Genomic DNA, 24,700 nt, shown 5'->3' on the forward strand with positions numbered 1-24,700 from the left:
GCGCCCACATGGTCAGAGACCAGGGACACCCTTTTTTCTTAATCATTCGATTGGTTACGCAAGTGGCTTGTACCCAAGCCGGTTTAATTGTTCCGCGATCACCCGGTACCCTCGGCCATTCGGGTGTAAACCGTCCACCGACATCAGTTCTTTCTCTCGGCCTGAAAATTGTGCGTAAATATCAGCTACTCGAAAATAGCCGTCGCTTAACCCCATCAAGTGCCGATTGAACCGAATCACGTATTCCGTTGCCTCCGTCCAGGCCGGGTATGGATTATACAGACCGATAGCGCGAATAAAATAAGGTTTGCTGACCGGCGTCTTTATTTTTCGGATATGTCTAACGGTATTAGCCACATGATTCTGACATCGGTACAAGGCAGCATCCAGCACCTCACGATTCGGTCGGCCTCCCGTGGACTTTACCGCACGTATCAAGTCATTGCCTCCGATCGATATCGTGATGATCTGAGCCTGCTGCAGATGATAGCGATACGTAGGAAGCTGAACGACCCGATCGTATAACTCATCCGAAGTTAATCCATTGACCCCGAGATTCTCATGGGCCACGAACTGGCGAAGCTTCTCCTCCGCCATCCGACGGTATAACGGAACAAAACCGCTGCCAGGCATCGCCCCAAACCCGAAGGTCAAGGAATCGCCGACAGCGGTATAATGGTACACCAACATGTTCACCCCCTGCCCCGCTCGTTACGACATTATATGAGGAGTGCCCCCATTGCGAAACGGGTCTATTGTCTTGAATGGCAATTTTAATTCCACTCGAAGACGGCAACCATGTTTTGGATAAGAATAGCCTATTCTTCGGATTCCTCCACCTCGTAAATGCAGCGGAATCTTTCAACGCCCGGATACTTTTCTCCCAGGCTGTATACCTCAAAGCCGATACTGCGGTAGAAATTTACGGCTTCTTCGTCCGTTTCCGCAATGACTCGGGCCGGCTTAGGCTGAACCTCAAGGAGCAGCTCCAAAATTAATCCGCGTCCATATCCCTTTCCCCGATTCTCCGGAAGAACGGCCAGATGCCGAATGGTAAGCTCGTCCTGATCGACATCGAAACCGATGACTCCTAAGAGAAGTCCGTCCTCTTCAAATCCAAACAACCGACTTGGGCCCTTCTCATAAATAGCAGCCGCCTGATCCACCGCTTCCGGATCCGGAAATACCGAGTAGCTGAGCAGTTCCTTTACTTCGGGTTGCATCGCTTGCATCGTTATATCTTTAAGCATACATATCTCCAATCTAAAGCTTGTATAGGTCTACAACATCTTCTCCGCACTGATCCCCAGCTTGCGCAGCAGCATCGCCGCCTGCGCTCTCTCGTCTTCCGACAGGCCGCTAAGCACCTTAACCATCAATTCCTGATGCTGAGGAAAGATGGCTTCGAAGAATTCCTTTCCCTCTGCGGTAAGCTCAGCATAAATGACGCGGCGATCCTCAGCGGAAGCCCGGCGAACCAGCAGGTTTTTCTTTTGAAGCTTGTCCACCACGTATGTAATGTTACCACTGGAAATGAGCACCTTTTCGCCTATTTTTTGCAGCGGCTGCGGTCCTTTGTGATAGAGTACATCCAATACGCCGAATTCGGTGGAGTTCAATCCGTGACTATTGATGCTGCGATGCGAATGTGTCATCACTGCGTTATAAGCTCTGGCAAGGACAACCAGCAAATGTAACGGGGTATCCTCGTGTTCTTGAATATCCGACATATTTCACCCTCCGAAAGATATCATGTAATTAAGGTTAATGAACGCCGGATCAACTGTCAAATATATTCTTTGCTTCTATGCTCCCGGAGTGTAATATCCGTACCGTTCCATCCTGGCAGCCGATGATCGCTTGGTCGGCCTTACCGATAAACAGCCCATGTTCAACCACGCCAGGAATGGCGCCTAGCCTAGAGCTCAATTCCTCAGGACGGGCAATATGCTGAAACCGGCAATCAGCAATATAATTCCCGTTATCCGTAACATAAACCCCCTCATCTTGCTTACGGCGGATCTCCACCGAACAACCAAGCTGGGCTAGTGACCGAACCGTCCACTCAAAAGCAAAAGGGACAATCTCAACCGGCAGCGGGAAAGCGCCGAGTTGAGCTACGGCTTTCACTTCATCTGCCACAATCACGAGCCGTTCACTGTGAAAAGCCGTGATCTTCTCGCGGAGAAGCGCTCCGCCCCCTCCCTTGATTAAACGCAGCTGGTCATCCAGCTCATCCGCCCCATCAATCGTCAGATCCAAGCGATCGATCTGATGGATGGGCGTCAAGGATATTCCTTGTTCCATCGCCAGCTTCTCCGAAGCATCAGAGGTAGCCACGGCCTGAATCGAGAGCCCGGATCGGACCATCTCGCCGATTTTGAGAATGGCGTAATAAGCGGTTGAGCCTGTTCCCAGCCCAATCTTCATCCCATCCTGTACATACTTGGCGGCATGCTCCGCCGCCACTTTCTTCATATTATATTCACTTTCCATGTGAATCCGCTCCTTCGTCTTAAGCTGAATCAAATGCTATAATATGGGGTAAATAGATGGATTTCATACAAACGAAAGGATTATACTTATGCGAACTGAGAACCAAATCAAATCCAAGATCAATGAACTTACGATGCAGAAGAAAAAACTGCACACTCGCTTGACTGCTCTCGAGGAGAACAGTCCGGAGCGTGCCTCCCTTCTCAATCAGGAAACCCGCCTCGACGATATGATCACGATGCTGGAATGGGTGCTGTTTGAGCCAAGCGGTTCCTATCATATGTAAAGTCGACTGACAAACGGCAGGGGCGCTAACTGCGCCCCTGATTTTTAGATATGAATCGCGGTCTGTCTTCCGAGAATGTACGTCGATCGTTATACTTGCGCCTCCTTCTCCTGTGTGTACTGCTCAAGCCAATGGATATAAAGCTCTTCATTATCAGGAGAAAAACAAACGAAGTCAATCCTATCCAGGCGGTTATCCGGCAGATCCTCCTCAAGCAGCTCCGTAACCGCCTTTAACGCAACGTCACATGCCGGAGCCTTAGGATACTCATAGATACCCGTGCTTATATTAGGAAAGGCGATGCTTCTGGCACCCACCTCGATTGCAAGCAGGAGACTGTTGCGATAGCATTCCGCCAGCGTATGCTCCTCACGCCGTCCGCCGCCCTCCCAGATCGGGCCGACCGTATGAATGATGTGCTGGGCAGGCAGCCGGCCTGCACCGGTAATCACGGCATTGCCTGGCGGGCAGCCGCCTTGCTGCTTGCGAATTTCCATGCACTGCTCCATGATCTCCGGCCCGCCGGCGCTATGAATTGCGCCGTCCACGCCTTTTCCACCCAGCAGTCCCGAATTTGCAGCATTGACGATAATGTCGCCCGTCCATGTCGTAATATCGCCTATAAAGACGGAGACCGATGTCCTTCCGATTTTAAATGTTTTCATTTCGGAAAATCTCCTTTCGGTCTTTTTTTTCTTTATTACCCCGCTAGTGGGTGGATTGACCCTGTTTGCCTATTCTGTTCTCGGCTTTTTTTTCGCAGCTGCAGACAGTCGGTCGGTCAAACTCTTCTCTTCCGGTCCTTGCAGCGCTTCCTCCACCGTACGGTAGAACATCAGCGTGCCGGTGTCCCTGGCCTTCGTCAAATGATGAAGAAACACATGGCCGGCTTGCTCCAGCTTCAGATCCTCGGATGCATTCCTGACCCGGCAAAGATATACCTTCATCATGCCTTGCGGATCGCGAAATTCCATGACGCCGATAGGACTCATCGACCTTTTGTCCTCCTCCGTGAACTGAGGCGTCATATAAACGGTATATTCCGAAGCAGGCGGAGGAATGTATGCTTCCCGTTTTTTATCCGCAATTAATTTGGAATTCATGAATGCGATGTAACCCGCCGCTGCGAACAATAGGATGCAGGCAGCCATTGCGATATTCAACATGTATGTCTCTCCTTGTATATAATCAATCCATCAAGCGTTAACCTAAAGAGTGCTTCTCTATACAATCACCCGTAATAACGCAATAATGAGTAAATGCAGAGGATAAAATGAACGCCATACCCAGCGACTCACCCGGATAGACTCCAGTTTCCTCCATACATGCGGGCCATAGGCTATCACGGCCGTCGGGATGACGCTCCACATCTGCAGCTCCCAGTTATTAAGGAACCAGAATAACAGGTTCAACACCATATGAAGCGGAACAAGCCAGCTGGCCTGAGCATATCGGAAAATCAAGATCAACAGCAGTCCGTAAGCTCCGTAATCAAACGGAAATTCACTCATTAGTGCACAGGCCGCAACAACTACCATCCACGATAACAGCTGGGAATCCGAACGTTCCAGCACATATAAAACGATGGCCCCAGCAACCAGGGTAATGACCACATTCAACCCTTCAGGATCCAGCGCAAGCTGATAGGGAATTTGGGAGATCACAGCAATTATGGCCAGCCGAATGATATACTTGGGTCTCGAAGAAGTGTAGCGGTGCCCCTGAACGAGAGCATAGACGTAGATTGGGAAAGCAATGCGGCCGATGATTCTCCAAATCTCCTGATGCGGAAAAAACACAAGCCCTACATGATCAATCAGCATCGTCAGCATGGCGATCCACTGCATGATAACCCCCTCCTCGCACTCGAAGATGTTGAATTCATATGCAAATCGATATATCTATTATGGGTTGCAACACTGGGACTTGCAAGCGAAGAAAACATGAAGCAACGGATATCCGGCATCCTAAGTCCAATATCCTCTATAATAAAAACAATAGCAACTTGAGAAGGAAGGACGCTTGTTTTGATCAACATGATACAGATAGGGGTGACGGTCGTATGGAAAAGAAAAAGAACAACATGGCCCTTGGGATAAGCATGGGGGTCGGTGTCGGGGTAGCCATTGGTGTTGCCATGGATAATATCGCTATCGGCATAGCGATCGGTGCCGCCATTGGCATTACGTTTGGCTCAGCCATGTCAAACAATAATAATAAAAAGCCCCCTAATGAATAAACAGAATTTCAAATAACAGTAAATAGACCATCCGATTCATCTCGGGTGGCCTGTTTGGCTTTCGTTTCCCTCTAATTCATCACAGCATGAATGGCCCGGATGTTCCCGTTACGGACTTCATGAGCCAACTCACCTGTAATAAGAGGCCCATCGATCTCGAGCGAATCCCCTCCCACCGTGATGAGAGTTAAACGCTGAATCGTAACGCCGTCCCGACCGTACGTATTTGCCGCGCGCTCGCTGCGATATGTCACCTTGACGGCACCAAGGAAGGTGAACGACACTTCTTGATTCTCGTCAAACAGCCACGCTGGAAGAACGGGGTTCAGATGAAGCTGAAGCTGGCTGCCTTCGTATCGGAATACTTTTTTTCCTGCCATCATCGTAATCCACATGCTTAGGAATTCGGCCGTCGATCCGCTCAGCCTTGCCACAAAACCTCGTCCATGCACGTGGGGATCCGGATTCACGCTGCTGGCAATAAACGAGGAGTTCTCCAGCGTGCTGCGTCCATAAACAGCCGGGTCCAGAAAAGGGATGAGGGAAGTTTTGATTTCCGAGAAAAACTCGTCATACAATCCGGCTTTTAGTAATGAAAGCAAGTATTTATAGGTCATATGCAAGAATACGGATTCCCGCTCCAGCCAGCCGGCTGTAAATGCACGGATGCGTCCGAATTCATCGGTTTCTCCCTCCAGGCTGACGGACGTTTTATACATTCCGAGCGCGGAATCATACAGATCGGAAGCCTTGATCCGGTCATACATCATTCTCGCCCGGCCTTCATCGGCAAGCTTCATCCCGCGAGCCGGTGCCTCCAGAAAATGCGGGAGCGCATAAGCCTTGAATTCAAGCACTTTTGCGGCGGGCAAACCATAGCGGGTGATGACCGGGTTTCCCGCTGCATCCCGAACCTCTTCAAATCGCTCGGCTTCAAAACGGAAATACGTTGGCACGATTCCGCCACCCATCTGCTCCGCACGCTGGATTCCTTCTTCGATTTTATCCAGGAAGGCTTCGTACATGCTCTTCACGTTCTTCACCGAAATTTCAACCTCCCGGCCGCTGATCCCGTACCGGACCGATGCACGATAGGATTCACGCTGCCCCGCTACCAAGTCCCAATAACGGAATGAGTCCAATGAGCCGGATTGATATTGCTGTACGGCTTCGTACACATGCTCTAAGTAAGACGCGATTTCTTCCGGCATTTGAATCGTTTGATGACCGAACCGCTCGGCCGCTTCCACGATAAATGCGACCAAACGCTTCAATTCTATCGTTTCGCTCATCCCCGACCCAAACAGGCCCGGCAAGCCGTTCATCGCGTCATTCCAGCCCGGCTTGTTCGCCTCCATCTCTACCCCCATCCCGTAAGGATCGAGTGTCGCCAACTTATTAAGGGACAATGAGATCATTTTGACAAACAGATTCGTGCGGTAAATGCTGCCTTGTCCGCCATCTACCCGCAGCCATTCCGCCGCGTTCCGTTTTCTGCCGAGCTTGTTCAGTTTCTCCTCGTCCTCCAGCAGCGCACCGTATTGCCGTACCTTGCCACGGCTGATCACAACCTTCTCACTCCGTGGAAGGACGTACACCGGGCTGTCGAAGAACGTATACGCATTCTCGCCAAACAGCAGTTCCTCATAACGGTCTGGATAAATATCCAAGTAGGTATCAACCAAATCCATGTTATAAGTCCAATGATCCGACCAGAACCCTTCGCCGAACGAAGCCGCAAAATGTTGATCGGATATCGTCAGCAGCCCGGACAAGAACCGTTCCTCGTCGATCTTCAGCCTGATGCCTTGATCCGAAATCGCGTTGATGATTTTACCCGGCGTATAATCCCCGGCGCATGCCTTTGCCAGCTTCTCATAATCTTCCTGAACCGCGGAGGCGCGCAGCAGCTTCTCCAGTTCTTCCTCCTTCCCTTCGCTCACGCGGAATTTCGTTCCCTCTACGCTTAGCGGGTTATACCCATCGGCTTGAATAAGACTGAAAAACATCCGAATGTTGAATGTGCCCACCTTCGGGTTGAAAAACACGTCATTTCGGCGGTTCTGATTCATATCCCGGAAATTGCCGTTCCCTTGTGAATAGTACTCCGGCGCAAGAGCGAAGAAGTTATAATCTCGCTCCAGATCCCCGTGCTTGCGGGAATATAGGTGGACGACCGCTCCTTCCTTCCCGTTATCGAATAGGAACGGATATCCGCCCCGCAGAAAATTGTCCAGATAGGACTGCCGGCTGTATTCATCAAATAGGGGTAATCCCGTTTTGGTTGCAACATCCTCGGTTAAGTTCCGGGTCAACGCCAAGGCCTCCTCGCGTTTATTGAGGATATAGGCAGGAGAACACAGATCTTTTGAGCGCTTGTTGATTTTGCCGATATCGTTCACATGACCAACCAGCGTATAAACGGTCGCCGTCTCCCCGGGCGCAAGCCGGGCCGATAACCCGCTGAAGCCGCATGGCACTTTGTTAACGGGATACGGCGTGGCATTCGTCAAAGCCTCCATCGAACTCACAGCAAATCGATCAGGGTGGATTAATGAAGTGTTACCGCCGAATACAAGCTCAAAGTCTACAAGCGGCTTGATCAACTTCCCATGCTGATCAAACGACAGATAGAAATGACCGCTCGTAACTTCGCTGACTTCCGCCTCGTCGTGCGTACTGGAGCGAACTTTATAGAATGGGATCCCCTGTTCAAGGTTCTCCACTTCCATCCAGCTCCGCAGGAGATTGCCAACCTCCTTGTACCCGCTGTTCTCGACACCGTAAGGCAGAATCTCCGGCATGCCGTCCAACAGCTCAAGCGATTCCGTCCGAGCTCCGATATTCGTGATGCTGACCTCACGGACAAGGGCGGCAAAATCTTCACCGGGCAGCTGAAAATACGACACCGACGTGCGAAATCCGTTACCGGTATGCTCCTCCTCAATGACAAGCTCATTCTGACGGATCAACATCGTTCTCTTCGCTTTGGAATCCGGCTGAAAGGATTGGAACGGCTCATAGACTGCCGGTGCCCCCGCTATCTTGATAAACGTACGGAAGCCGGTTGTCGACACATTCTTATACGAGATATTCGCCGGGGAAAATTCCATGATCGGCGAGTTCTTGTCGCGTATGCCGAAGCTGCATATCCCCTGCCCCCGATTCACATAAAAGGTCCACATAGGAATCCCTTTCAAGCCTGCGATTCCCGGCAGGAAGCTGGAAAACGGTTTGGCGAGATCATACTGCTCGATCACAAAGGTATCCTTCTCAAAATGATAATTTGACATGCTCAGATCCTCCTTAAATGGGTTCATACTTGATTCAACTTCAGAGTCAGATCTTTTTCGAAACCGGTTTCGAAAAGTGGCAAAAATGAGTCCTGCCTTTATATTTCACCTAGGTGACCGGGCGGCAGGATTCCCGGATAATCAATTGAACCGGCAGCATAACCGACTGTACTGTTGCGTCTTGTTCTTCGATCGAAGTAAGAAGGATCTCCGCCGCAACGGTGCCCAGCTGCTCCGTATCCTGGCGTATGGTCGTTAACGCAGGGGTAATATAACGGGACATTTCAATATCATCAAAACCGATGATGGACACATCTCCCGGAACATTCAAGCCATGATCCTGCACGGCACGAATAGCTCCAAGCGCAAGCAGATCTCCAGCGGCATAAACAGCTGTCGGCCTCTCTCTAAGCCCCAGCAGCCTCTTCATGGCTTCATATCCGCTCTCGGTGGAGAAAAAATCGCTGCCGGTTATGTACTCTTCCCTTAGGTCCAGATCAAGCTCCCGAAGGGCTTGCTCATAGCCTTGTTGACGCTGCTCGCCTGCAAACGTATTCAATCCGCCAGATATATGGGCAATGCTGCGATGTCCAAGCGAGTGCAAATACCGAAGTGCCTGCATGCTCCCTCCGATATTGTCGGAGTAAACCGAATGCACATGCTCCGGTGACGAGTCCAGAATGACGCACGGAATGCCGCTGTCCAGCAGCTCCTGGAAATCGGGGTCCTCGCTGCTCGACAGAATGACGACCACACCGTCGACGCCACGGATTTTGCAATGCTCCACATAACTGCTTCTTCGGCCGCCGACATCCTTGGAGATGAACATCAGATCATACCCTTTGGATACGGCAATTTTCTTAAAACTTTCGATGACGGCTCCAAAATAGGGGTGACGTATCCCCGCTCCCGTAGCTTCCACAAAGAGAATACCAATGGTCCAGGACCGCTTCGTCGTAAGCGATCTGGCGTTTGCGTTTGGAAGATAACCCATTTCCTTCGCGGTTGCCAGAATCTTAGCTCTCGTCTTCTCCCGCACATCCGGATAGTTGTTGAAGACTTTGGACACCGTCGTAGGCGAATAGCCTGTTTTTTTGGCAATATCATAAATCGTTGTCAACCTTGGGATCAGCTCCTGCACCTTCGCCGGCATATTCTAATTCAAATCTATCTGATATTAGATTCTACCTGTGCTGGAAGGCTCTCGTCAATGTTATTCCGCACGGACTGACTTACAGGAGCCAAACCTTCGGTTAGCAAGAAAACAAGTCGGCTAGGATAAGCCGGCGGAAGCGGTCTGCGATTTTGCAGGGCTTTCCGTTTCCTGATGGCGAATCATCAGCACGCAGATCAGCGCGAGCAGCATGCTGCCTGCGGCACAATAAAACAGAATCGAATACCCCATGCCATCAATGAGCTTGCCCAGAAGAGGCGGTGACGAGATCGCCGCAAGCGAGGATACCAAATAGTACATTCCTGTCCGCGTGCCAATGCTGTCCTCCGATCCGGTAGATACGATAAATGGATAGGAGTTAATATTGATGCAAGCCCAGAATAGTCCCCCAACGGTCAGCAATACACGGAGCAATAGCAGTGATTCAACCCATGGTACGAGCGCGAAAACAATCAACAGCCCGCTGACGCCGATCAGAATCATCCGTTTTTTGCCGAATTTACCGCCAAGCCATCCGCTTGGAATGGCGAACAGAACGAAGGCGAGTGAAAAAAACGTCAAGGAAAAGGAAGCCTGCGATTCCGTTAGCCCCATCTCATTTTTCCCGTACAAAGTAAACAGCGTCTCAACTCCCTGATAAGCGACAAACCAGAAAAATATCGCCGCCAAGAGCAGCACCGTCGTCCGATTGATCTGACTCTTAAAGGAAACTTTAGCTTTGGCGGCCGTCTGAGCCTGATAGCCTGGAGCGTCACGCTTCTCCTGGATAAATGTTCTCAAAATGAACAATGACACCAGCGTTATGCCCGCTGCGGCAATAAAAGCAAGGACTGATGAGCGCTATACAGTACCGAGCCCACGCCAAAAGCCAATATGGACCCTATGCCGCCCATAAAGTTAATGATGCCGTTGGCTCTCGTGCGGCGTTTCTCCTCCGTAATATCCGGCATTAATGAAACGGTAGGAGAACGATACAGGCTCATGGCCAGGTTCATGAGGACCATGAACAGTATCAAGGTCACCATCCCGGTGTGAAACGGAATAATTGCGGTAAACAGAGCGCCAAGCGGCATTCCGATGAGCAGGTAAGGCATTCTTCTGCCAAACCGGGTATGGGTCCTGTCGCTGCGACTTCCGATCCATGGCTGCAAGAACAAGGCAAAGTAATTGTCGATCGTCATAAAAAAACCGATCAGTGCGACACTGGATATGTAATCCTCCAGAAAATAGGGCACAAACGCATTGTACAGCGCCCAGGTAATGCTAATGCTGAAAAAACCAAAGCCCAGCAGCCATGTTTTCTTCACAAAGTCACGCTCCCTTAGTTAGTAGCAATCCCCCGAGTACATCCGGATAATCCGTAATAATGCCCGCCACGCCTGCATCGATCAAGGATTTCATCTGCTCCTCGTCATTGACGGTCCAAGGGTGATAGACTACGCCATGCTGCTTCGCTTCCTCTACCCATTCCGGCAGAACTGCGCGATGGTATGCATGAAGAGCATCCGCTTTGGCCAATTTGGCATACTCCCACGGTTTGTATAACCCTTCCCCATACAGCAGGCCAGTACGGATTTCAGGATCAATATGTTTGCATTCCACCAGGGAATAATGATTAAAGCTTGAGATGACGATTTGCTCTGACATATTGTAATGTCTTACGGTCTCGATCACGCGCTTTTCCAGCTCAGGATATTGAATCGACCCGTTCTTCAGCTCGATATTAACAATCGTGCCGCGATTTTTCGTTAATTCCAGCAGTTCTTCCAGCAGCGGAATCCGTTCCCCTTGAAAATCTGCTCCAAACCATGAGCCTGCATCCAACTTGGCCAGCTCGTCGTATGTATAATCCTTGACTAGCCCCTCAGCCCCCGTAGTACGGGCGACACTCTCATCATGAATCAGAACCAGTCTTCCATCCTTCGTCATCTGAACATCGGTTTCAATCCCGGTAGCTCCCTGATCCAAGCCTTTGGCAAAGGCAGCCATCGTATTCTCGGGGCATATGGCCGATGACCCGCGGTGTGCAAAATTAATCAATTGTGACATTTGTACTTCCTCCTGAGTGGTTAGATATTGGTTTGTACTATAAATATAGCTCGCAATTGTTAGAGCTATGTTATCATTCCATTTTTCTTATTCCACATCGTTTAATGAAACCCTGTCATGTACATAATTAATTTTTGAATGATTTGACTCATTTGCATGTCAGGCATATAATTGTTTAGACAACTATTTTTGAAAGCTTGAAATGAAAGGTGTGACTTGTTTCTTGAAAGTACCTAAACGCAACCCCTCCATCGGTTTTCATCTGGGTTACACCTATCGCCGCGCATCCCATTTGTTTGCCAATGCCTTGAAGCCCTATGACATCACTCCCGAGCAATGGCTGGTTCTGTACCACATCGGAGAGCACGAAGGGTTAAATCAAAAGGAAGTTGCCGCCAAAGCGGATAAGGACCAACCGACCACTACTCGTATTTTGGATCTGCTTGAGAAAAAAGGATATACTCGCAAATCCGTATCGGTCAACGACCGGAGAGCTTTCCAGCTCTTTTTGACGGATACGGGCAAAGAATTGATCGAGGCAACCACAACCATCGAAAGTCAATGCGGAAGCCAGTTAATCGAAGGCATTGACGATCATCAATTAGAGATGTTCTGGGACACACTCTCGCGCATCAATGCCAACATACACAACTTAGACAAACAGGAGTGATGTTTCACATGAATGAAATGAATACAACACAACGATTATGGACCAAAGAATTCATCACCTTGATGGTCAGCAACCTTTTTCTGTTTCTGACCCTGCAGATGATGCTGACCACACTGCCGGCATACGCCAAGGAGGCGTTTATGGCAAGCCCGCTGCAGGTCAGCCTGATAACCAGTGTGTTCGCCTTCAGCGCGATCGCTTCCCGCTTCGTGTCAAGCAAAGCGCTGGAAAAAGGTAAGCTGCGCCTGCTTCTGTACGTCGGGCTGTTGATTTCACTGGCAGCCACACTCGGCTATTACTGGGCATCCGGCATTGCCTTTCTGCTGCTGATGCGCGTTTTGTTTGGCATCGGCTTTGGGATGACCAGCACCTCGTTTCCTACGATGGCATCAGACGTCATTCCGATCAAACGACTGGGCGAGGGCATGGGATATTTCGGATTATCCACCACGCTGGCCATGTCGATCGGCCCGATGATCGGCTTGACGCTCCTGCAAGATGGGGGGTTCACACCGCTTGTAATCATCACCGTCATGATCAATGTTCTTATCTTCCCGCTCGCCTACGTTCTGACGTCAAGATCGGCAAAACGAAATACGGAGCGCTCCGCAGCGGTTCAACCTCGAGTTGAGGATCAATCTAAAGGTTCATTCAACAAAAAGCTGATTCTGCCCAGCGTCCTTAACTTTTTGATGTCCATCACGTACGGCGGGCTGTTGAGCTTCATGGCGTTGTTCGGCGCCGAGGCTCACCTCCAGAATCCCCAGTATTTCTTCTTGTTCAATGCCATTGCCATTATTTTGGTACGGCCATTCTCGGGCAGAATCTATGACCGGTATGGACACAAGGCACTGGTTGTACCTGCGGCTATTCTAATGGTTACCGGTTTGTTGTTACTAACCTTCGCCTCATCGACGGGAACCATGCTGTTATCGGCATTATGTTATGGCCTTGGCTTCGGCGCGATGCAGCCGTCCATCCAGACCTGGATGATTCAGGAGGTTCATCCGCTGCAGCGCGGCATGGCCAACGGCATGTTCTTCAACTCTCTGGATTTCGGTGTCGCTATCGGCTCTATCGCGCTCGGTTCCATCGCCAAATCCACTTCGTACGCGATCATGTACCGATATGCAGCCATTGCGCTTGTGCTGTTAATCCTGATATATATCATCATGCAGGTAACCGCTAAATCACGCCTCAAAGCAAAGTCAAAGCTTGAGGATACCGAACCCACCGTTGCGGGTTAACGAAGATTGCAATTATTGCGAATCCAAGAAAATAGCCTGATATGAGAAAAGGTCTTGTCCATTATTTATGGACAAGACCTTTCTTTTCTAAGCCCTGCGGTTTCTTGAAGTCGACTCGATATGAATTCCCTCCGGTATCGTCTTCTTTTGCCTCCGGCTTTACGGCGAATAATGTGAGCAGGCCGCCTACAGCTGCGACGGCTGCCAGAGTGCCGAACAGCACCCAATGATTCGCACCGAGGAGCAGCGAGACAACTGGAGGTCCGAGCGATACCCCGATAAAACGCATACTGCTGTACAAAGAGGTAATGGTGCCGCGCTGCTCCTTCTCTATACCTTCCGTCAGCAGCGTGTCCATGCATGGCAGTACCATCCCGATCCCGATGCCGCCAAGCGTCATCATACCGACTACAAAATAAATCTGCGCACTAAATCCGGTGACGATCAGGGAAGCTGTTAAAATGGCCATGCCCGCGAAACCGGTCCACTTTTTAGCCGCTTTATTTTTACCCGTGAATTTACCGGCTAAATAGGAAGACAGACATAACAAAGCCAGCGGAATCGCAAGCACCAGCCCCTTCACCACACCGCTTAATTTGTAAGTGCTCTCCAGAGTCTCCGACAAATAGAATAGTACTCCAAATATACCAAACATCGCAATGCCGCCGATGGCGAATATCGCATACAGCCATCTTCCCTTCTCATGCAAAACCTGCCTGGTTGTTTTCAAAAACTCGCGTATGGATTGTTTATCGTTGTTGTTCGACTTGGGTGTCTTCACAAGAAAAATGACAAGCACGATAGAGATCAGGCATAGAACCGGAATCGCTATAAAGGGCAAAAACCAGATAAAACTTCCGAGCAGGGCGCCCAGTATTGGACTGACTACCTTGCCAAACGTATTGGAGGTTTCGATAATACCCAAACTCTTACTGACCTTTTCTTCCTCTTTAAACATGTCGCCGACAAGCGGAATGACAATGGGGAATGCCCCGGCAGCACCAATCCCCTGCAGAAACCGTCCTGCCAAAATAACGTAATATGCCGCCGTCCCACTCAGCATCCAGGCAGCCACAGCCGAGACAGCTCCGCCTAATGCCGCAATAATTAAGCTAGGGATGATGATCTTCTTTCGTCCATACCGATCCGATAAATAACCGGCAATCGGGATCAGTAAGATAGCTACAACAGCATACACCGTTATCAGCATACTGACTTTGAAGGAACTGATCCCCAGAGCTTTGGAGATCTGCGGCAAAATGGGAATCAGCATGGAATTGCCTAACGTCATGATGAGTGGTATGGATGCAAGGGCAACCAGATCCCATTTCTTGTTTTCCATGAGAGAAGACCACCTTTGCGTTATCTGTCATCCATATTGTAGGTTCTTTTCCCCGGAATATGCATGATTGCAAGGTGGCCGTTTTTCCCATATACAATTTTTCCTTATTTATACTTTAAAGCCCGACATCAACTGCCGAAGCTTGCTGGACATAACATTCAAATCTTCAACGGAATTTGTAATTTCCTCCATTGAGGCCAGCTGCTCTTCCGTGGCGGCACTGACGCTTTGGGTGCCCCCTGCCGTCGTCTCTGTGACCTCCTGAATTCGGCGGATGGCGTGAACAAGCTCCCCTGCTCCGGAGTTCATCTGTTCTGTTGCAACGGTGACACTCTGAATTTGTTCATTCAATTCGCCGACGGATTGCTCAATGTCCTTAAATGCTCTCTCGGCTCCTTGTGCCACATTCATGCCCTCGGTCACTTCGCGGGTACCCTGCTCCATAACACCGGCCAGATCAACAATATCCTGCTGAAGTTCATGGACGAATTGTCTGATTTCGACTGAGGAGTTCGATGCCTGATCAGCCAATTTCCGGACCTCAGCCGCAACAACCGCAAAACCTCTGCCATGCTCGCCCGCCCGAGCAGCCTCGATTGAGGCATTTAAGGCAAGCAGTGATGTTTGCTCCGCAATTTCGATAATGATCTGCCCCATCGCTCCGATGTTGGAGGCCTTTTCGCCGAGCGCACGCACCGATCGCGCGGATTGATCCACGCTGGAGCGTATGCCTTCCATTTGAGCCAGTGTATGGATAAGTGCCTGTTCTCCTTCAGCCGCAAGTTGGTTCGTCGTTGCTGCCAAGCCGGAGACGTCTTGGGCGGCATGCGCAATGTGTTTCATTCCTTCCGCCATGTCCGTAACCGTAGCCGTCGTTTCCTCCGTATCCTGAAGCTGGTTCTCAACCCCGGCCGCCAGCTCTTCCATAATACCTGAGGTTTGCTGGGAAGCTTGACGAATTTCCTCGGTTGTGGAGTGCAGCGTCGAAGCTGCGATACCGACTTTGCCGGCCGTATCCTGCACTTGTACGACAAGCACCCTGAATCCATCAACCAGTTTATTGTAGGCGTCGGCAACCGCCCTGATTTCGTCTTTCGTATTGATCTGTAATCGGGTAACCAGATCCCCTCCGCCTTCGGCAATCTTCAATAGCTGGTCGCTCATCTGATTCAAAGGACGAATCGAACGGGTAAGAAGATATCCTTGTATAGCAAAATAAACGATACCTGCAATACCAATCAGCATGATCATCAAATTCTGAAATCGGCTGCTGGCCGCAATCTGATCAGCCTGCTTAGCCAAGGCTTCATTTTTATGTACTGTAAATTGTGCGATAAGCGTACTGAAGGACTTGCGCACTTCGCGTTCCTGGTTAAAAGCAGCTTCATATACCCGGAACGGCACAGCCTTGTAAAAACCGGTGTCATACCCTAATTTGTTTAACACCTCATTCACAGCTTCGGTGTAGGTGACATAACCGGTTTCGATCTCGTTAAAAACTTTGCGGTCTTCCTCAGCCGTCATCAAGCCTTTGGTTTCAGCCATGAGTTTGGCGACGGACGCCTGCTTCGCTTTCAATGAATCTGCAAAGGTCGAATCACCGGTCAATAAGTACCCCCGTTCATCATTCGAGACGCCCGACAATAGGGTCTCCAATTGCGTCAGGTTATAAATGACCTTCTGATCCACTTCAATAATCTTGCTGAACCTCTTCTCCGTCATATTCGATGTGATAAACGCGATAATTACGATTACCGACGTAACCGCTGCAAGAATCGTAGACGAAAGAATTAATTTTGTTTTTATCTTCATCCGCAAGCACCCGACCTTTGATAAGTAGTATACCCCCAAACCTTTTTTCGTCAGATTTGTGTCAAAAATGAATAGACTCGGCGATCGAGAAAGCGCTTTTCCCGAAAATAATTAAAAAAAATTATTAATCACCGGTCAAATCATGATAAATATTGGATAACTCCCTCCTTATTGTATAAAGCTTGCTCCTTACCGCCCCCTAATTTCACTTCCGTTTTTTTCCTCTTCTATGAAACATGCTTGGTTTTCATATATCAATCATGAAAAAAGGCCTGCCTGAGATATTGCGCAGACAGACCTTTACTTATTTAATTATGATCCGGTATAAAGTGGCTTTTTATCCCGATATGATATACATGAAGTTTGTGCATGGCACGTGTACATGCGGTGTAGAACAGCTTACGGTCGCTTTCGCGATGGTACACATCCTCGGAGCCGTTGTATATGATCACTGCGTCGAATTCCACGCCTTTGGCCAGATAGGCAGGAACGACAAGCGTCCCCTTCTCAAAAGCGGGAGTGGTTTTGGTAATTAATCGCGTAGGTATATCTGCCGACAGCTGCTTGTGTACGCGTCTGCTTTCCTCTTCTGTCCGGCAGATCACCGCCACGTACTGGAATCCCTGTTCATGAAGCTCACGGATATCTGAGACTATCGCTTCATGCAATCGTTCTTCATCGTTCACCGCAACCACCTGTGGAGCTTCGCCGCTCCGGTTAAATGGAACAATCCGTTCCCCGCCCGGTATCATTTGCCGCGTGAAATCAACGATTTCATACGTGGACCGGTAGCTTTGCGTCAGATTGATGACCTCCGTATCCTCCTCGCCGTACAGACTCACCAGATTTTCCAGATTGCCGAGCGCCTCTCCATGTGCGTAAATCGCTTGATTGAGATCCCCCAGCACCGTCATTTTCGCTCGCGGGAACAATCGCTTCAGGAATTCCAGCTGAAATCCTGAATAGTCCTGTACTTCATCGACAATCACATGACGAATCGACGTGTTTGTGCGGAAACCTTGAAGCAGCTCCTTTAGATAGAGGAACGGAGTCGCATCCTCATACAGCAGCGATTTGTTGTCCAGTGACGCAACGGTGAGACTGCAGATCTCCTCCCAATAGTCCGGGAGCGTCTCCAAATTTCCGGCCGCCCGGCGAAATAGCGATTCATCGGTATATAATTTTCGGTACATGCCCTTTACATCCACATATCGAAACCGCTTGATCCAGCGTCTAACCGGCTTAAGTCGATTGCTGATGACCATTTTGGCAAGGACGTCCCTTTCTTTATCGAAATCGTCAAACGTGTCCGACTTCCGGTTTTGCTTACGTCTCATCGTTTGAAAGGCCCTCTGGTAATCTTCCGTATCCAGCAGCTGGATTTGCTCCTCCACCCACGGGGCGTCTTTTTCGCTCTGGGCGAACTCCGACAGACGTTTCAGCATCCACTCTTTCATCAGGTCGATCCGGCCAGCAAGTTTAACCGCCGAATCATAACTATAGAACTGCGCGGACATTTCGTCGGAGCTGACGATCACCTTACCTTGGAATACGACAGGCTTAAAGAGCATCCCGCTCTTCTCCAGCAATTCCTTGTATCGTCTGATGGTATCCAGATAAGCTCCCGAGGATTTAAAGGATATGCTCTCAAGTCGCGCCCGGTAACTCGGGGAATCGTCCGCATTCAGCAAGGTTTCCGTCTGCGTAAACACATCTTCAAGCTCAAACTCCTTGCCGAGCCGGTGTTCCAGATAGGACTGGAAGGTCGTCTGCTGCATATTGTCCTCACCAAGCTCCGGAAGCACCGTGGATACATAACTATTGAACAGCGGGTTCGGAGAGAACAGAATCATCTGGTCGGCCCGAAGCGTCTCCCGATACTTATACAACAGATAAGCTACCCGCTGCAGTGCCGCTGAGGTTTTGCCGCTGCCGGCAGCCCCCTGAACGATCAGCATGCGGGTTTTGTCGTTTCGGATGACGGCATTCTGTTCCTTCTGAATCGTAGCTACGATGCTCTTCATCCGATCATCCGCGCTATGGCTGAGCACCTGCTGCAGCAGCTCATCTCCAATTGTTACGCCGGTATCAAACAACACCTTGATCTCGCCGTTATGGATGACGAATTGGCGCTTAAGCAGCATTTCGCCTTTAACAGTGCCCGAAGGCGTTTCATATTGGGCCGGGCCGGGAGCCCCGTCATAATACAAGCTCGAGATCGGAGCCCGCCAATCGTAAACCAGAAACGTCTCCATATGTTCATCCAAAAAAGACCCTGTCCCCAAATATATAGTGTCCGTCTCCGTGGTTCCATCCTCCTGAAAATCAATGCGTCCGAAATAAGGGGATTCCACAAGTTTTCTATATTTCTTAAGCAGCTTGCTCGATTGCAGATGAGCATGCTCACGTTCCGCCAGCACCTGCGACTGCTGCCTCAGGTTGGTGGACGTTTCACCCAAATCGTCCGGGTTGCTGAAGTTGACCGTTACTTCGTCCCAAAAGTCTTTCCGCATATCAATAACGACTTCACGGATATCCCCGACACTCGCTTCCAGCTGAGATATTTTATTACCGATTTTCGTTGTCACGTCCGTTACCCGTGCCTGTTCTTCTTGCCAATCCTGTTCGCTGATAGCCATTTGTTCATCCCCCTAATATACTGGTTGACAGCGTGATATGTCTGTGATATAATAAAATTGTGATATTCTAACCAAATTGTTTTGATTTAATGACAAATCATTGCTAATTATAGCAATGTAACCCGTATAATTCAACATCGAATTTCAGCAACCGACCCACCGGGGCGGTTTTTTTGCGTTTATATACAATACCATTCCCAAAGCTCACTGCCAAGAGGAATCCTATAATCCAGCTGCAAAAAAACAGCCGATCAAATATGGCATCTTGATCGGCTCCCTCATGATGACTTCTCTTATTTACGCAGCCACGAGAACAAGGCTTCCTCCTGCTCTTTATCATCCACGACACGGCTGATTTGATCCGCGACCCGGTTCAGCCGGTCAAGCTGATATCCGTAATCATACATGGAGGCGGCTACCACCGATAGCCGAAGCCCCCCTGGATTGGCGCCTGGTCCGCACATCACCTGCTCCATGAACGTTTCATTGTTCTCCGCCATGGTCTCGGCTTCGTCCTCATTCGGTTTCAGTTTATCTTCGAACTTCCACAAAATATGCTCATGGTACTTCATTAACCGCTCCAGATTATGATCAAACTGCTCGTCGATTTCTTCAGATCGTTCCGCCTGAAAATAGTGGTTCTCCACCGCATCCAGCACTTCATACCCCTTACGAAGGGATTGGAGCAATTGCTTATACACCACTAGCTGCCTTGCTTGACTGTATTTGGCCCGCTTCAGCTTCTTCTGCTCTTCCTCAAACAAATTATATTTATCGGACAATGATTTGATCGCCGATTCCAGCTCCTTCTTCTCCGCACGGTATACCGAATCCTTCATTTCGTGGGAGATGGCCGTGCGCAGCAGCAGCGACATTTTGCCAAATACAATATGAATCCGCGTGATATACTGTTCCTTGGGTTTCGGGGGAAACACAAGAATATTGATAAGAAATGCTGATATGATACCGATAATCGTCAAAATAAAGCGATTGAGTGCAAAATCCCATTGACCGGAAGCTTCCATCACGGAGATAACCGTAACAAGCGTAAGTCCGATCGTCTCGCCCATTTTCAGCTTCATGCAAATCATAATCACTAGAATACATACCAAACCGACGGAAATCGGCTGATTCGATAAAAAGTATCCTCCAAGCATCGCCAGAATCGCACCGAGCGTACTGGTCTGCAGCTGGTCCAGGAAATATCTCCACGACCTGTATATGGATGGCTGCATCGCAAAGATCGCTGCTATGGCGGCAACGACAGGGGATTTAAAATCAAACAGCATGGCTAAATAAAGAGCCAGCGTCACGGCTAAGCCGGTTTTGAACATTCTTGCTCCAAACGCCACAGACAGCCCTCCTTACCTAACCCAATTTCACATCTATGGATACACACCATGATACATACTCCTCCGTTTGAACCGCTATTACATGAATTACCCTTACGCTTCCAATGTTATGCAGTTTCTGATTCATTCACATCTTTCGAATTGGCCCGCTTTCCCATCCTCTTCTCGTAAGATCGGACGAGAAATGCAAGCCAAGCGCAAGCAGCCAGATATCCGCCAACAATATCGCTTGGATAGTGGACCCCGAGATAGACCCTGCTTAATCCGATGCCGAGAATCATAATGACGGAGATGGATATTAACGCTCCTCTCCCCGCCCTGCTGTCAATATGTCTCCACAACAAGTAAGTGAGCACGCTGTAGAACGAGAAGGCGGCCATGGAATGCCCGCTGGGATAGCTGTATCCCGTAATTTCAATTAAGCGGTGAATGTCGGGCCTTGCCCGTTGAAAGACCCATTTTAATAATAAATTCAGAATAGATGAACCAAAGACGACCACAATAAGGAGAAGAATCTCCATGCGGTGCCCCAGTACCCAATATAGCACGGCGATTACAATCAGACATAATACAATCACCGGTCCGATGGAACCTATAAACGACAGCCCGATGGCGATATCCGTGATAAGCGGATGCTCCCAGGCTTGTACCGTTGTTATGATCGCCAAATCAAACGTTGCCAGGCCTTGCCGCTTTACCAAAGCTGCCAGCGTGACAAATCCGATGAAGCTGATCATCGATATGAGGAAAATCCAGCGTTCTCTTCCTGAAGTCGGGTGTAGCTTCTGTCCGCTCAACTCTCTTTTCTCCTTTGCCTTTGTTTCGAATCCGTGCGAGTTGGTGAAAACAAGATAATATCATTTTCCTGAGATAAAGAAAAGTCCATATGGGATATACATGAAATATCCCATAGTCTATGTCAAAATCGCAATGATTACTCTTTCAAGAGAATTTTTACCATAAAGGAGTTGTCCACATGAAGGTTCTCGTTGTCGGTGCCAACGGCCAAATAGGCAAGCAGCTTACCCATCTGTTGCAAGACCATGAAGGCTATACCGTAAGAGCAATGGTACGAAAGGAGGAACAAGCAGCGCCATATCAAGCTGCCGGAATAGAGTGTGTTCTTGCGAACCTGGAAGGGTCTGTCGAGGAGCTTGCTGATGCAGCGAAGAATTGCCAGGCGGTGGTATTCGCTGCCGGCTCGGGCGGAGCTACCGGATACGACAAAACTCTGTTAATCGATCTGGACGGAGCCGCAAAAATGATGGAAGCCGCCGAGCAGGCGTCTGTCTCGCGCTTTGTGATGGTAAGCGCGATTGGGGCGCATCATCGGGAATTTTGGAATGAGGAGATCAAACCGTATTATGCTGCCAAGCATTACGCGGATCGCATGCTTCGTCAGAGCAGCCTCACGTACACCATCATTCGTCCAGGAGGACTTACGAATAACCCCGGTACCGGACGTATCACCGCTGTGGAGAATATCCGGGGCGGATCGATTCCGCGTGAGGATGTAGCACGCACGATACTGTTATCCCTAGATGAAGAAAATACCTTCCGTCGTTCTTTCGACCTGATTTCAGGAGATACCCCTATATCCGAAGCTTTATCCTCCATTTAAAGAAATGCCTTTTTCAACAAAAAATCGCCCCTTAGGATAAGCGATACGTTGGTATCCGCTCATGCTTCAGGGGCGATCTTTCATCCTAGTTCAATCATAACCAGCTATAATATAAGCGGTCCATGCCAACGCAACGCATCGTTTATGATTCGCTTTGTGAAATTAGCGTTTGTAATGAATTCTTACGCGCCGGTCTTCTGCTGCATTTGATTCCGCAATATGTCTTTAACCGCATCCACAGCTTCCTCCACCCGGTCCACCGCAACAACAATGGGCGTGCTGCCCTCATATTGGCTGAAAGAGTGATTGTACTTGGGATCATAATAATGCTCGAGCAGCAGCTGTATTCCCTGAGCAAACCGCCCCTCTTCCAAAGACTTGCCGATTTCCGCGGCGATAGGTGTGTGGATCCTGTTTTTGATTAATTGAAAGGCCGCCAAATACTGTTCTTTAAAAGCGGCAGGGTTGTAATCCTCCAGGATCTGGCGAACACGTTCCGCCATCGGCAGTTCCAACACGATGGCTACCCCTGACTCCTTCTTCTTCATAAGGAATTCGGGAACGGCGATTTTGCCGATCCGTTTGCTCTCCGCCTCAAATAACAAATACGGCGAGGATTCCAGTTGCTTCAGCCGCTCAAACAATTCCGAATCGAACGTCTTCTGATTATTCGCCTGTAGACCGATATGGCCAAAGATTGAGCCGCGATGTCCTGCCAGCCCTTCCAGGTCCACGACAGGGTAGCCTTCCTGCTGAAGCTGTCTAAGCACTGCCGTCTTGCCTGTGCCTGTCAAGCCGTGAAGGACGAATGCTTCCGCGTCCAGACTCTTATGCTCCAGCGTATCCAGTACATACTTCCGATAAGCTTTAATCCCGCCCGTAATCCGGTTAACATGGATATCCATCAATGAGAGAACGGTTGCGGCCGTCCGGCTGCGCATGCCGCCGCGCCAGCAATAGACCGCCTTATCTCCCTTGATCTCCTTGAATTGCTTCACAAAGCTCGGAAGCTTGGCCGACATAATGGCAAGTCCACGCTCTTTAGCCGCATCCACGCTCACCTGCTTATAAATCGTCCCGATCTCCGCCCGTTCTTCATCATTGAAGACCGGAATGTTCAGACTTCCCGGAATCGTGGAATCCCTGTACTCCGAAGGGGAACGGACATCAATCAAAGTAATCTTCTTGCTGCTTTGCATTTCCATTAATTCTTTTACAGTGATGTCTTGAAACATGTCGGTTCGCTCCTTTATTGATACAAAACCCGATTCACTTTATAACTCAACGACAATGCGATTCGGATGGTCATGCACGACCTGTCCGATTCTCCCGGCTTCCAGCCCGGCTTGGCGAAGCTCTGCCAGAAGCTGATCGGCCTGCGAGCCATCAACCGCAATGAGGAGTCCTCCTGAAGTAACGGCATCGCACAATATCCACTTATCGATCTGGTCCATGTTGTCAGGGAAATCCACATCGTCCTTCACGTGATCATAATTGTTTTTCGTACCGCCTGGTATAACACCGCCATCAGCCATCTCTCGAACCCGCTCCAAAATGGGAACGGAAGGTTTGGAAATCCGGATCCCCGTGCCGCTTCCTTTGGCCATTTCGAGCGCATGGCCAAGGAGACCGAAACCAGTCACGTCGGTGCAAGCATGCACCTCATACGGATCCATAAGCTCGGCAGCCGTTTTGTTCAATGCGGCCATAACCGCGGTAACTCGGCGAATCTCCTCATCGCTTAGCAGATCCTTCTTGATGGAACTCGTAAGGATACCCACGCCGATCGGCTTCGTCAGAATCAAGGCATCGCCCGCCTTAGCGCCGACATTGGTTCTTACTCTGTCCGGATGGACAGTACCTGTAACGGCAAGGCCGAATTTCGGTTCTTTATCATCGATGGAGTGCCCGCCAACCAGCGTAACCCCCGCTTCCTTCAATTTATCTCCTGCGCCTCTCAAAATATCCGTCAATACCTGCTTGTCCAATGTGGAGATTGGAAATGCCACGATATTCAAGGCAGTCAGCGGCTTGCCTCCCATGGCATAAATATCGCTGATGGCATTCGCTGCAGCCACTTGTCCGAAATCATAGGGATCATCCACAATCGGCGTAAAGAAATCGACGGTCTGAACCATAGCCAAATCATCCGTGAGACGGTATACGCCTGCATCATCACTTGTATCCAAACCCACCAATAAATTGGGATTCGGCTCTGCTTGCGGGAGCTTGCGAATGACCTGCGCCAGGTCCGCTGGCCCGATCTTGCAGCCGCATCCTCCTTTAGAGGAATACGAGGTTAATTTTATTTTTTCCGATTGACTCATCACGGGTCTTCCCTTCGTCTTAAGAATTGAATTTATTAAACACATGCAACAAACCCGGCGTGGATGCATAAAAACGTCTCATCTACCCCGGGGATAATCTGATATTCGTCCGTTTACCGATTACTTAATTAAGCACACAATACTTATATTATA

At 49.5% G+C, this 24,700-nt stretch carries 22 protein-coding genes and 1 pseudogene; 5 read left to right on the top strand and 18 right to left on the bottom strand.

The features are described from left to right. Positions 1–54: 54 nt before the first annotated feature. The 4 genes from ACQKPA_RS02560 to rpiA form a co-directional block, all read right to left on the bottom strand. Positions 55–690: a GDSL-type esterase/lipase family protein gene (locus ACQKPA_RS02560; RefSeq protein ID WP_113057278.1), complete on the bottom strand. Its 636-nt coding sequence runs from the start codon at positions 688–690 to the stop codon at positions 55–57. Positions 691–818: 128 nt separating this feature from the next. Continuing rightward, a complete protein-coding gene (locus ACQKPA_RS02565; RefSeq protein WP_427489103.1) occupies positions 819–1,250 on the bottom strand; it encodes a GNAT family N-acetyltransferase in 432 nt (143 codons plus the stop codon). Positions 1,251–1,280: 30 nt separating this feature from the next. Then, positions 1,281–1,730 carry a MarR family winged helix-turn-helix transcriptional regulator gene (locus ACQKPA_RS02570; RefSeq protein ID WP_071220025.1) on the bottom strand — a complete coding sequence of 150 codons (450 nt, stop codon included), beginning with the start codon at positions 1,728–1,730 and terminating at the stop codon, positions 1,281–1,283. 49 nt (positions 1,731–1,779) lie between these two features. Continuing rightward, complete coding sequence (rpiA, locus tag ACQKPA_RS02575; protein ID WP_427489105.1) at positions 1,780–2,496, bottom strand: ribose-5-phosphate isomerase RpiA; 717 nt, start codon at positions 2,494–2,496, stop codon at positions 1,780–1,782. 88 nt (positions 2,497–2,584) lie between these two features. Here rpiA and ACQKPA_RS02580 point away from each other — a divergent pair, with 88 nt between their 5' ends. After that, complete coding sequence (locus ACQKPA_RS02580) at positions 2,585–2,782, top strand: hypothetical protein (RefSeq protein ID WP_220684566.1); 198 nt, start codon at positions 2,585–2,587, stop codon at positions 2,780–2,782. 89 nt (positions 2,783–2,871) lie between these two features. On the opposite strand, the gene ACQKPA_RS02585 is transcribed toward ACQKPA_RS02580, so the two are convergent. The 3 genes from ACQKPA_RS02585 to ACQKPA_RS02595 form a co-directional block, all read right to left on the bottom strand. Continuing rightward, positions 2,872–3,447 carry a macro domain-containing protein gene (locus tag ACQKPA_RS02585; protein WP_071220022.1) on the bottom strand — a complete coding sequence of 192 codons (576 nt, stop codon included), beginning with the start codon at positions 3,445–3,447 and terminating at the stop codon, positions 2,872–2,874. Positions 3,448–3,516: 69 nt separating this feature from the next. After that, positions 3,517–3,948 (bottom strand): hypothetical protein, encoded by a 432-nt coding sequence (locus ACQKPA_RS02590; RefSeq protein ID WP_427489109.1) that lies wholly within the window; start codon positions 3,946–3,948, stop codon positions 3,517–3,519. Positions 3,949–4,005: 57 nt separating this feature from the next. Beyond that, the gene (locus ACQKPA_RS02595) at positions 4,006–4,629 is read right to left on the bottom strand and encodes a TraX family protein (RefSeq protein WP_427489111.1); all 624 of its coding nucleotides are present in this window, start codon (positions 4,627–4,629) and stop codon (positions 4,006–4,008) included. Between the two features lie 215 nt (positions 4,630–4,844). Here ACQKPA_RS02595 and ACQKPA_RS02600 point away from each other — a divergent pair, with 215 nt between their 5' ends. Then, the gene (locus ACQKPA_RS02600; RefSeq protein WP_427489113.1) at positions 4,845–5,021 is read left to right on the top strand and encodes a hypothetical protein; all 177 of its coding nucleotides are present in this window, start codon (positions 4,845–4,847) and stop codon (positions 5,019–5,021) included. A gap of 71 nt (positions 5,022–5,092) precedes the next feature. Here ACQKPA_RS02600 and ACQKPA_RS02605 read toward each other — a convergent pair whose 3' ends face one another. The 4 genes and pseudogenes from ACQKPA_RS02605 to ACQKPA_RS02620 all read right to left on the bottom strand — a co-directional run bounded on the left by ACQKPA_RS02605 (position 5,093) and on the right by ACQKPA_RS02620 (position 11,537). Further along, complete coding sequence (locus ACQKPA_RS02605; RefSeq protein WP_427489115.1) at positions 5,093–8,314, bottom strand: cellobiose phosphorylase; 3,222 nt, start codon at positions 8,312–8,314, stop codon at positions 5,093–5,095. A 109-nt stretch (positions 8,315–8,423) separates the two neighbouring features. Next, a complete protein-coding gene (locus tag ACQKPA_RS02610; RefSeq protein WP_427489117.1) occupies positions 8,424–9,434 on the bottom strand; it encodes a LacI family DNA-binding transcriptional regulator in 1,011 nt (336 codons plus the stop codon). A gap of 153 nt (positions 9,435–9,587) precedes the next feature. Next, positions 9,588–10,795: pseudogene (locus ACQKPA_RS02615) on the bottom strand (SLC45 family MFS transporter). A gap of 4 nt (positions 10,796–10,799) precedes the next feature. Next, positions 10,800–11,537 (bottom strand): glycerophosphodiester phosphodiesterase, encoded by a 738-nt coding sequence (locus ACQKPA_RS02620; protein WP_427489119.1) that lies wholly within the window; start codon positions 11,535–11,537, stop codon positions 10,800–10,802. Positions 11,538–11,760: 223 nt separating this feature from the next. Between ACQKPA_RS02620 and ACQKPA_RS02625 the strand changes: the two genes are divergently transcribed. Then, positions 11,761–12,207 carry a MarR family winged helix-turn-helix transcriptional regulator gene (locus tag ACQKPA_RS02625; RefSeq protein ID WP_233355010.1) on the top strand — a complete coding sequence of 149 codons (447 nt, stop codon included), beginning with the start codon at positions 11,761–11,763 and terminating at the stop codon, positions 12,205–12,207. Positions 12,208–12,215: 8 nt separating this feature from the next. Further along, positions 12,216–13,454 (top strand): MFS transporter, encoded by a 1,239-nt coding sequence (locus ACQKPA_RS02630; RefSeq protein ID WP_427489121.1) that lies wholly within the window; start codon positions 12,216–12,218, stop codon positions 13,452–13,454. Between the two features lie 61 nt (positions 13,455–13,515). Here ACQKPA_RS02630 and ACQKPA_RS02635 read toward each other — a convergent pair whose 3' ends face one another. From ACQKPA_RS02635 to ACQKPA_RS02655, 5 genes are all read right to left on the bottom strand, one after another. Then, positions 13,516–14,820 (bottom strand): MFS transporter, encoded by a 1,305-nt coding sequence (locus tag ACQKPA_RS02635; protein WP_427490236.1) that lies wholly within the window; start codon positions 14,818–14,820, stop codon positions 13,516–13,518. An 84-nt stretch (positions 14,821–14,904) separates the two neighbouring features. Next, positions 14,905–16,608: a methyl-accepting chemotaxis protein gene (locus tag ACQKPA_RS02640; protein ID WP_427489123.1), complete on the bottom strand. Its 1,704-nt coding sequence runs from the start codon at positions 16,606–16,608 to the stop codon at positions 14,905–14,907. A gap of 308 nt (positions 16,609–16,916) precedes the next feature. After that, positions 16,917–19,247 carry an RNA polymerase recycling motor HelD gene (gene helD, locus ACQKPA_RS02645; protein WP_427489125.1) on the bottom strand — a complete coding sequence of 777 codons (2,331 nt, stop codon included), beginning with the start codon at positions 19,245–19,247 and terminating at the stop codon, positions 16,917–16,919. A 293-nt stretch (positions 19,248–19,540) separates the two neighbouring features. Continuing rightward, positions 19,541–20,599, bottom strand: coding sequence for an FUSC family protein (locus ACQKPA_RS02650; protein ID WP_071220011.1), 1,059 nt, complete (start codon positions 20,597–20,599; stop codon positions 19,541–19,543). 107 nt (positions 20,600–20,706) lie between these two features. Next, the gene (locus tag ACQKPA_RS02655; RefSeq protein WP_427489128.1) at positions 20,707–21,396 is read right to left on the bottom strand and encodes a phosphatase PAP2 family protein; all 690 of its coding nucleotides are present in this window, start codon (positions 21,394–21,396) and stop codon (positions 20,707–20,709) included. 179 nt (positions 21,397–21,575) lie between these two features. Between ACQKPA_RS02655 and ACQKPA_RS02660 the strand changes: the two genes are divergently transcribed. Continuing rightward, positions 21,576–22,220 (top strand): SDR family oxidoreductase, encoded by a 645-nt coding sequence (locus ACQKPA_RS02660; RefSeq protein WP_427489130.1) that lies wholly within the window; start codon positions 21,576–21,578, stop codon positions 22,218–22,220. Between the two features lie 182 nt (positions 22,221–22,402). Here ACQKPA_RS02660 and mnmH read toward each other — a convergent pair whose 3' ends face one another. Together mnmH and selD are read right to left on the bottom strand one after the other, a co-directional pair. Continuing rightward, the gene (mnmH, locus tag ACQKPA_RS02665) at positions 22,403–23,455 is read right to left on the bottom strand and encodes a tRNA 2-selenouridine(34) synthase MnmH (protein WP_427489132.1); all 1,053 of its coding nucleotides are present in this window, start codon (positions 23,453–23,455) and stop codon (positions 22,403–22,405) included. Between the two features lie 39 nt (positions 23,456–23,494). Further along, positions 23,495–24,547: a selenide, water dikinase SelD gene (gene selD, locus ACQKPA_RS02670; protein ID WP_427489135.1), complete on the bottom strand. Its 1,053-nt coding sequence runs from the start codon at positions 24,545–24,547 to the stop codon at positions 23,495–23,497. Positions 24,548–24,700 lie beyond the last annotated feature (153 nt).

It is taken from the genome of Paenibacillus sp. NPDC093718 (assembly GCF_050279985.1).
Lineage (GTDB): Bacteria > Bacillota > Bacilli > Paenibacillales > Paenibacillaceae > Paenibacillus_AQ.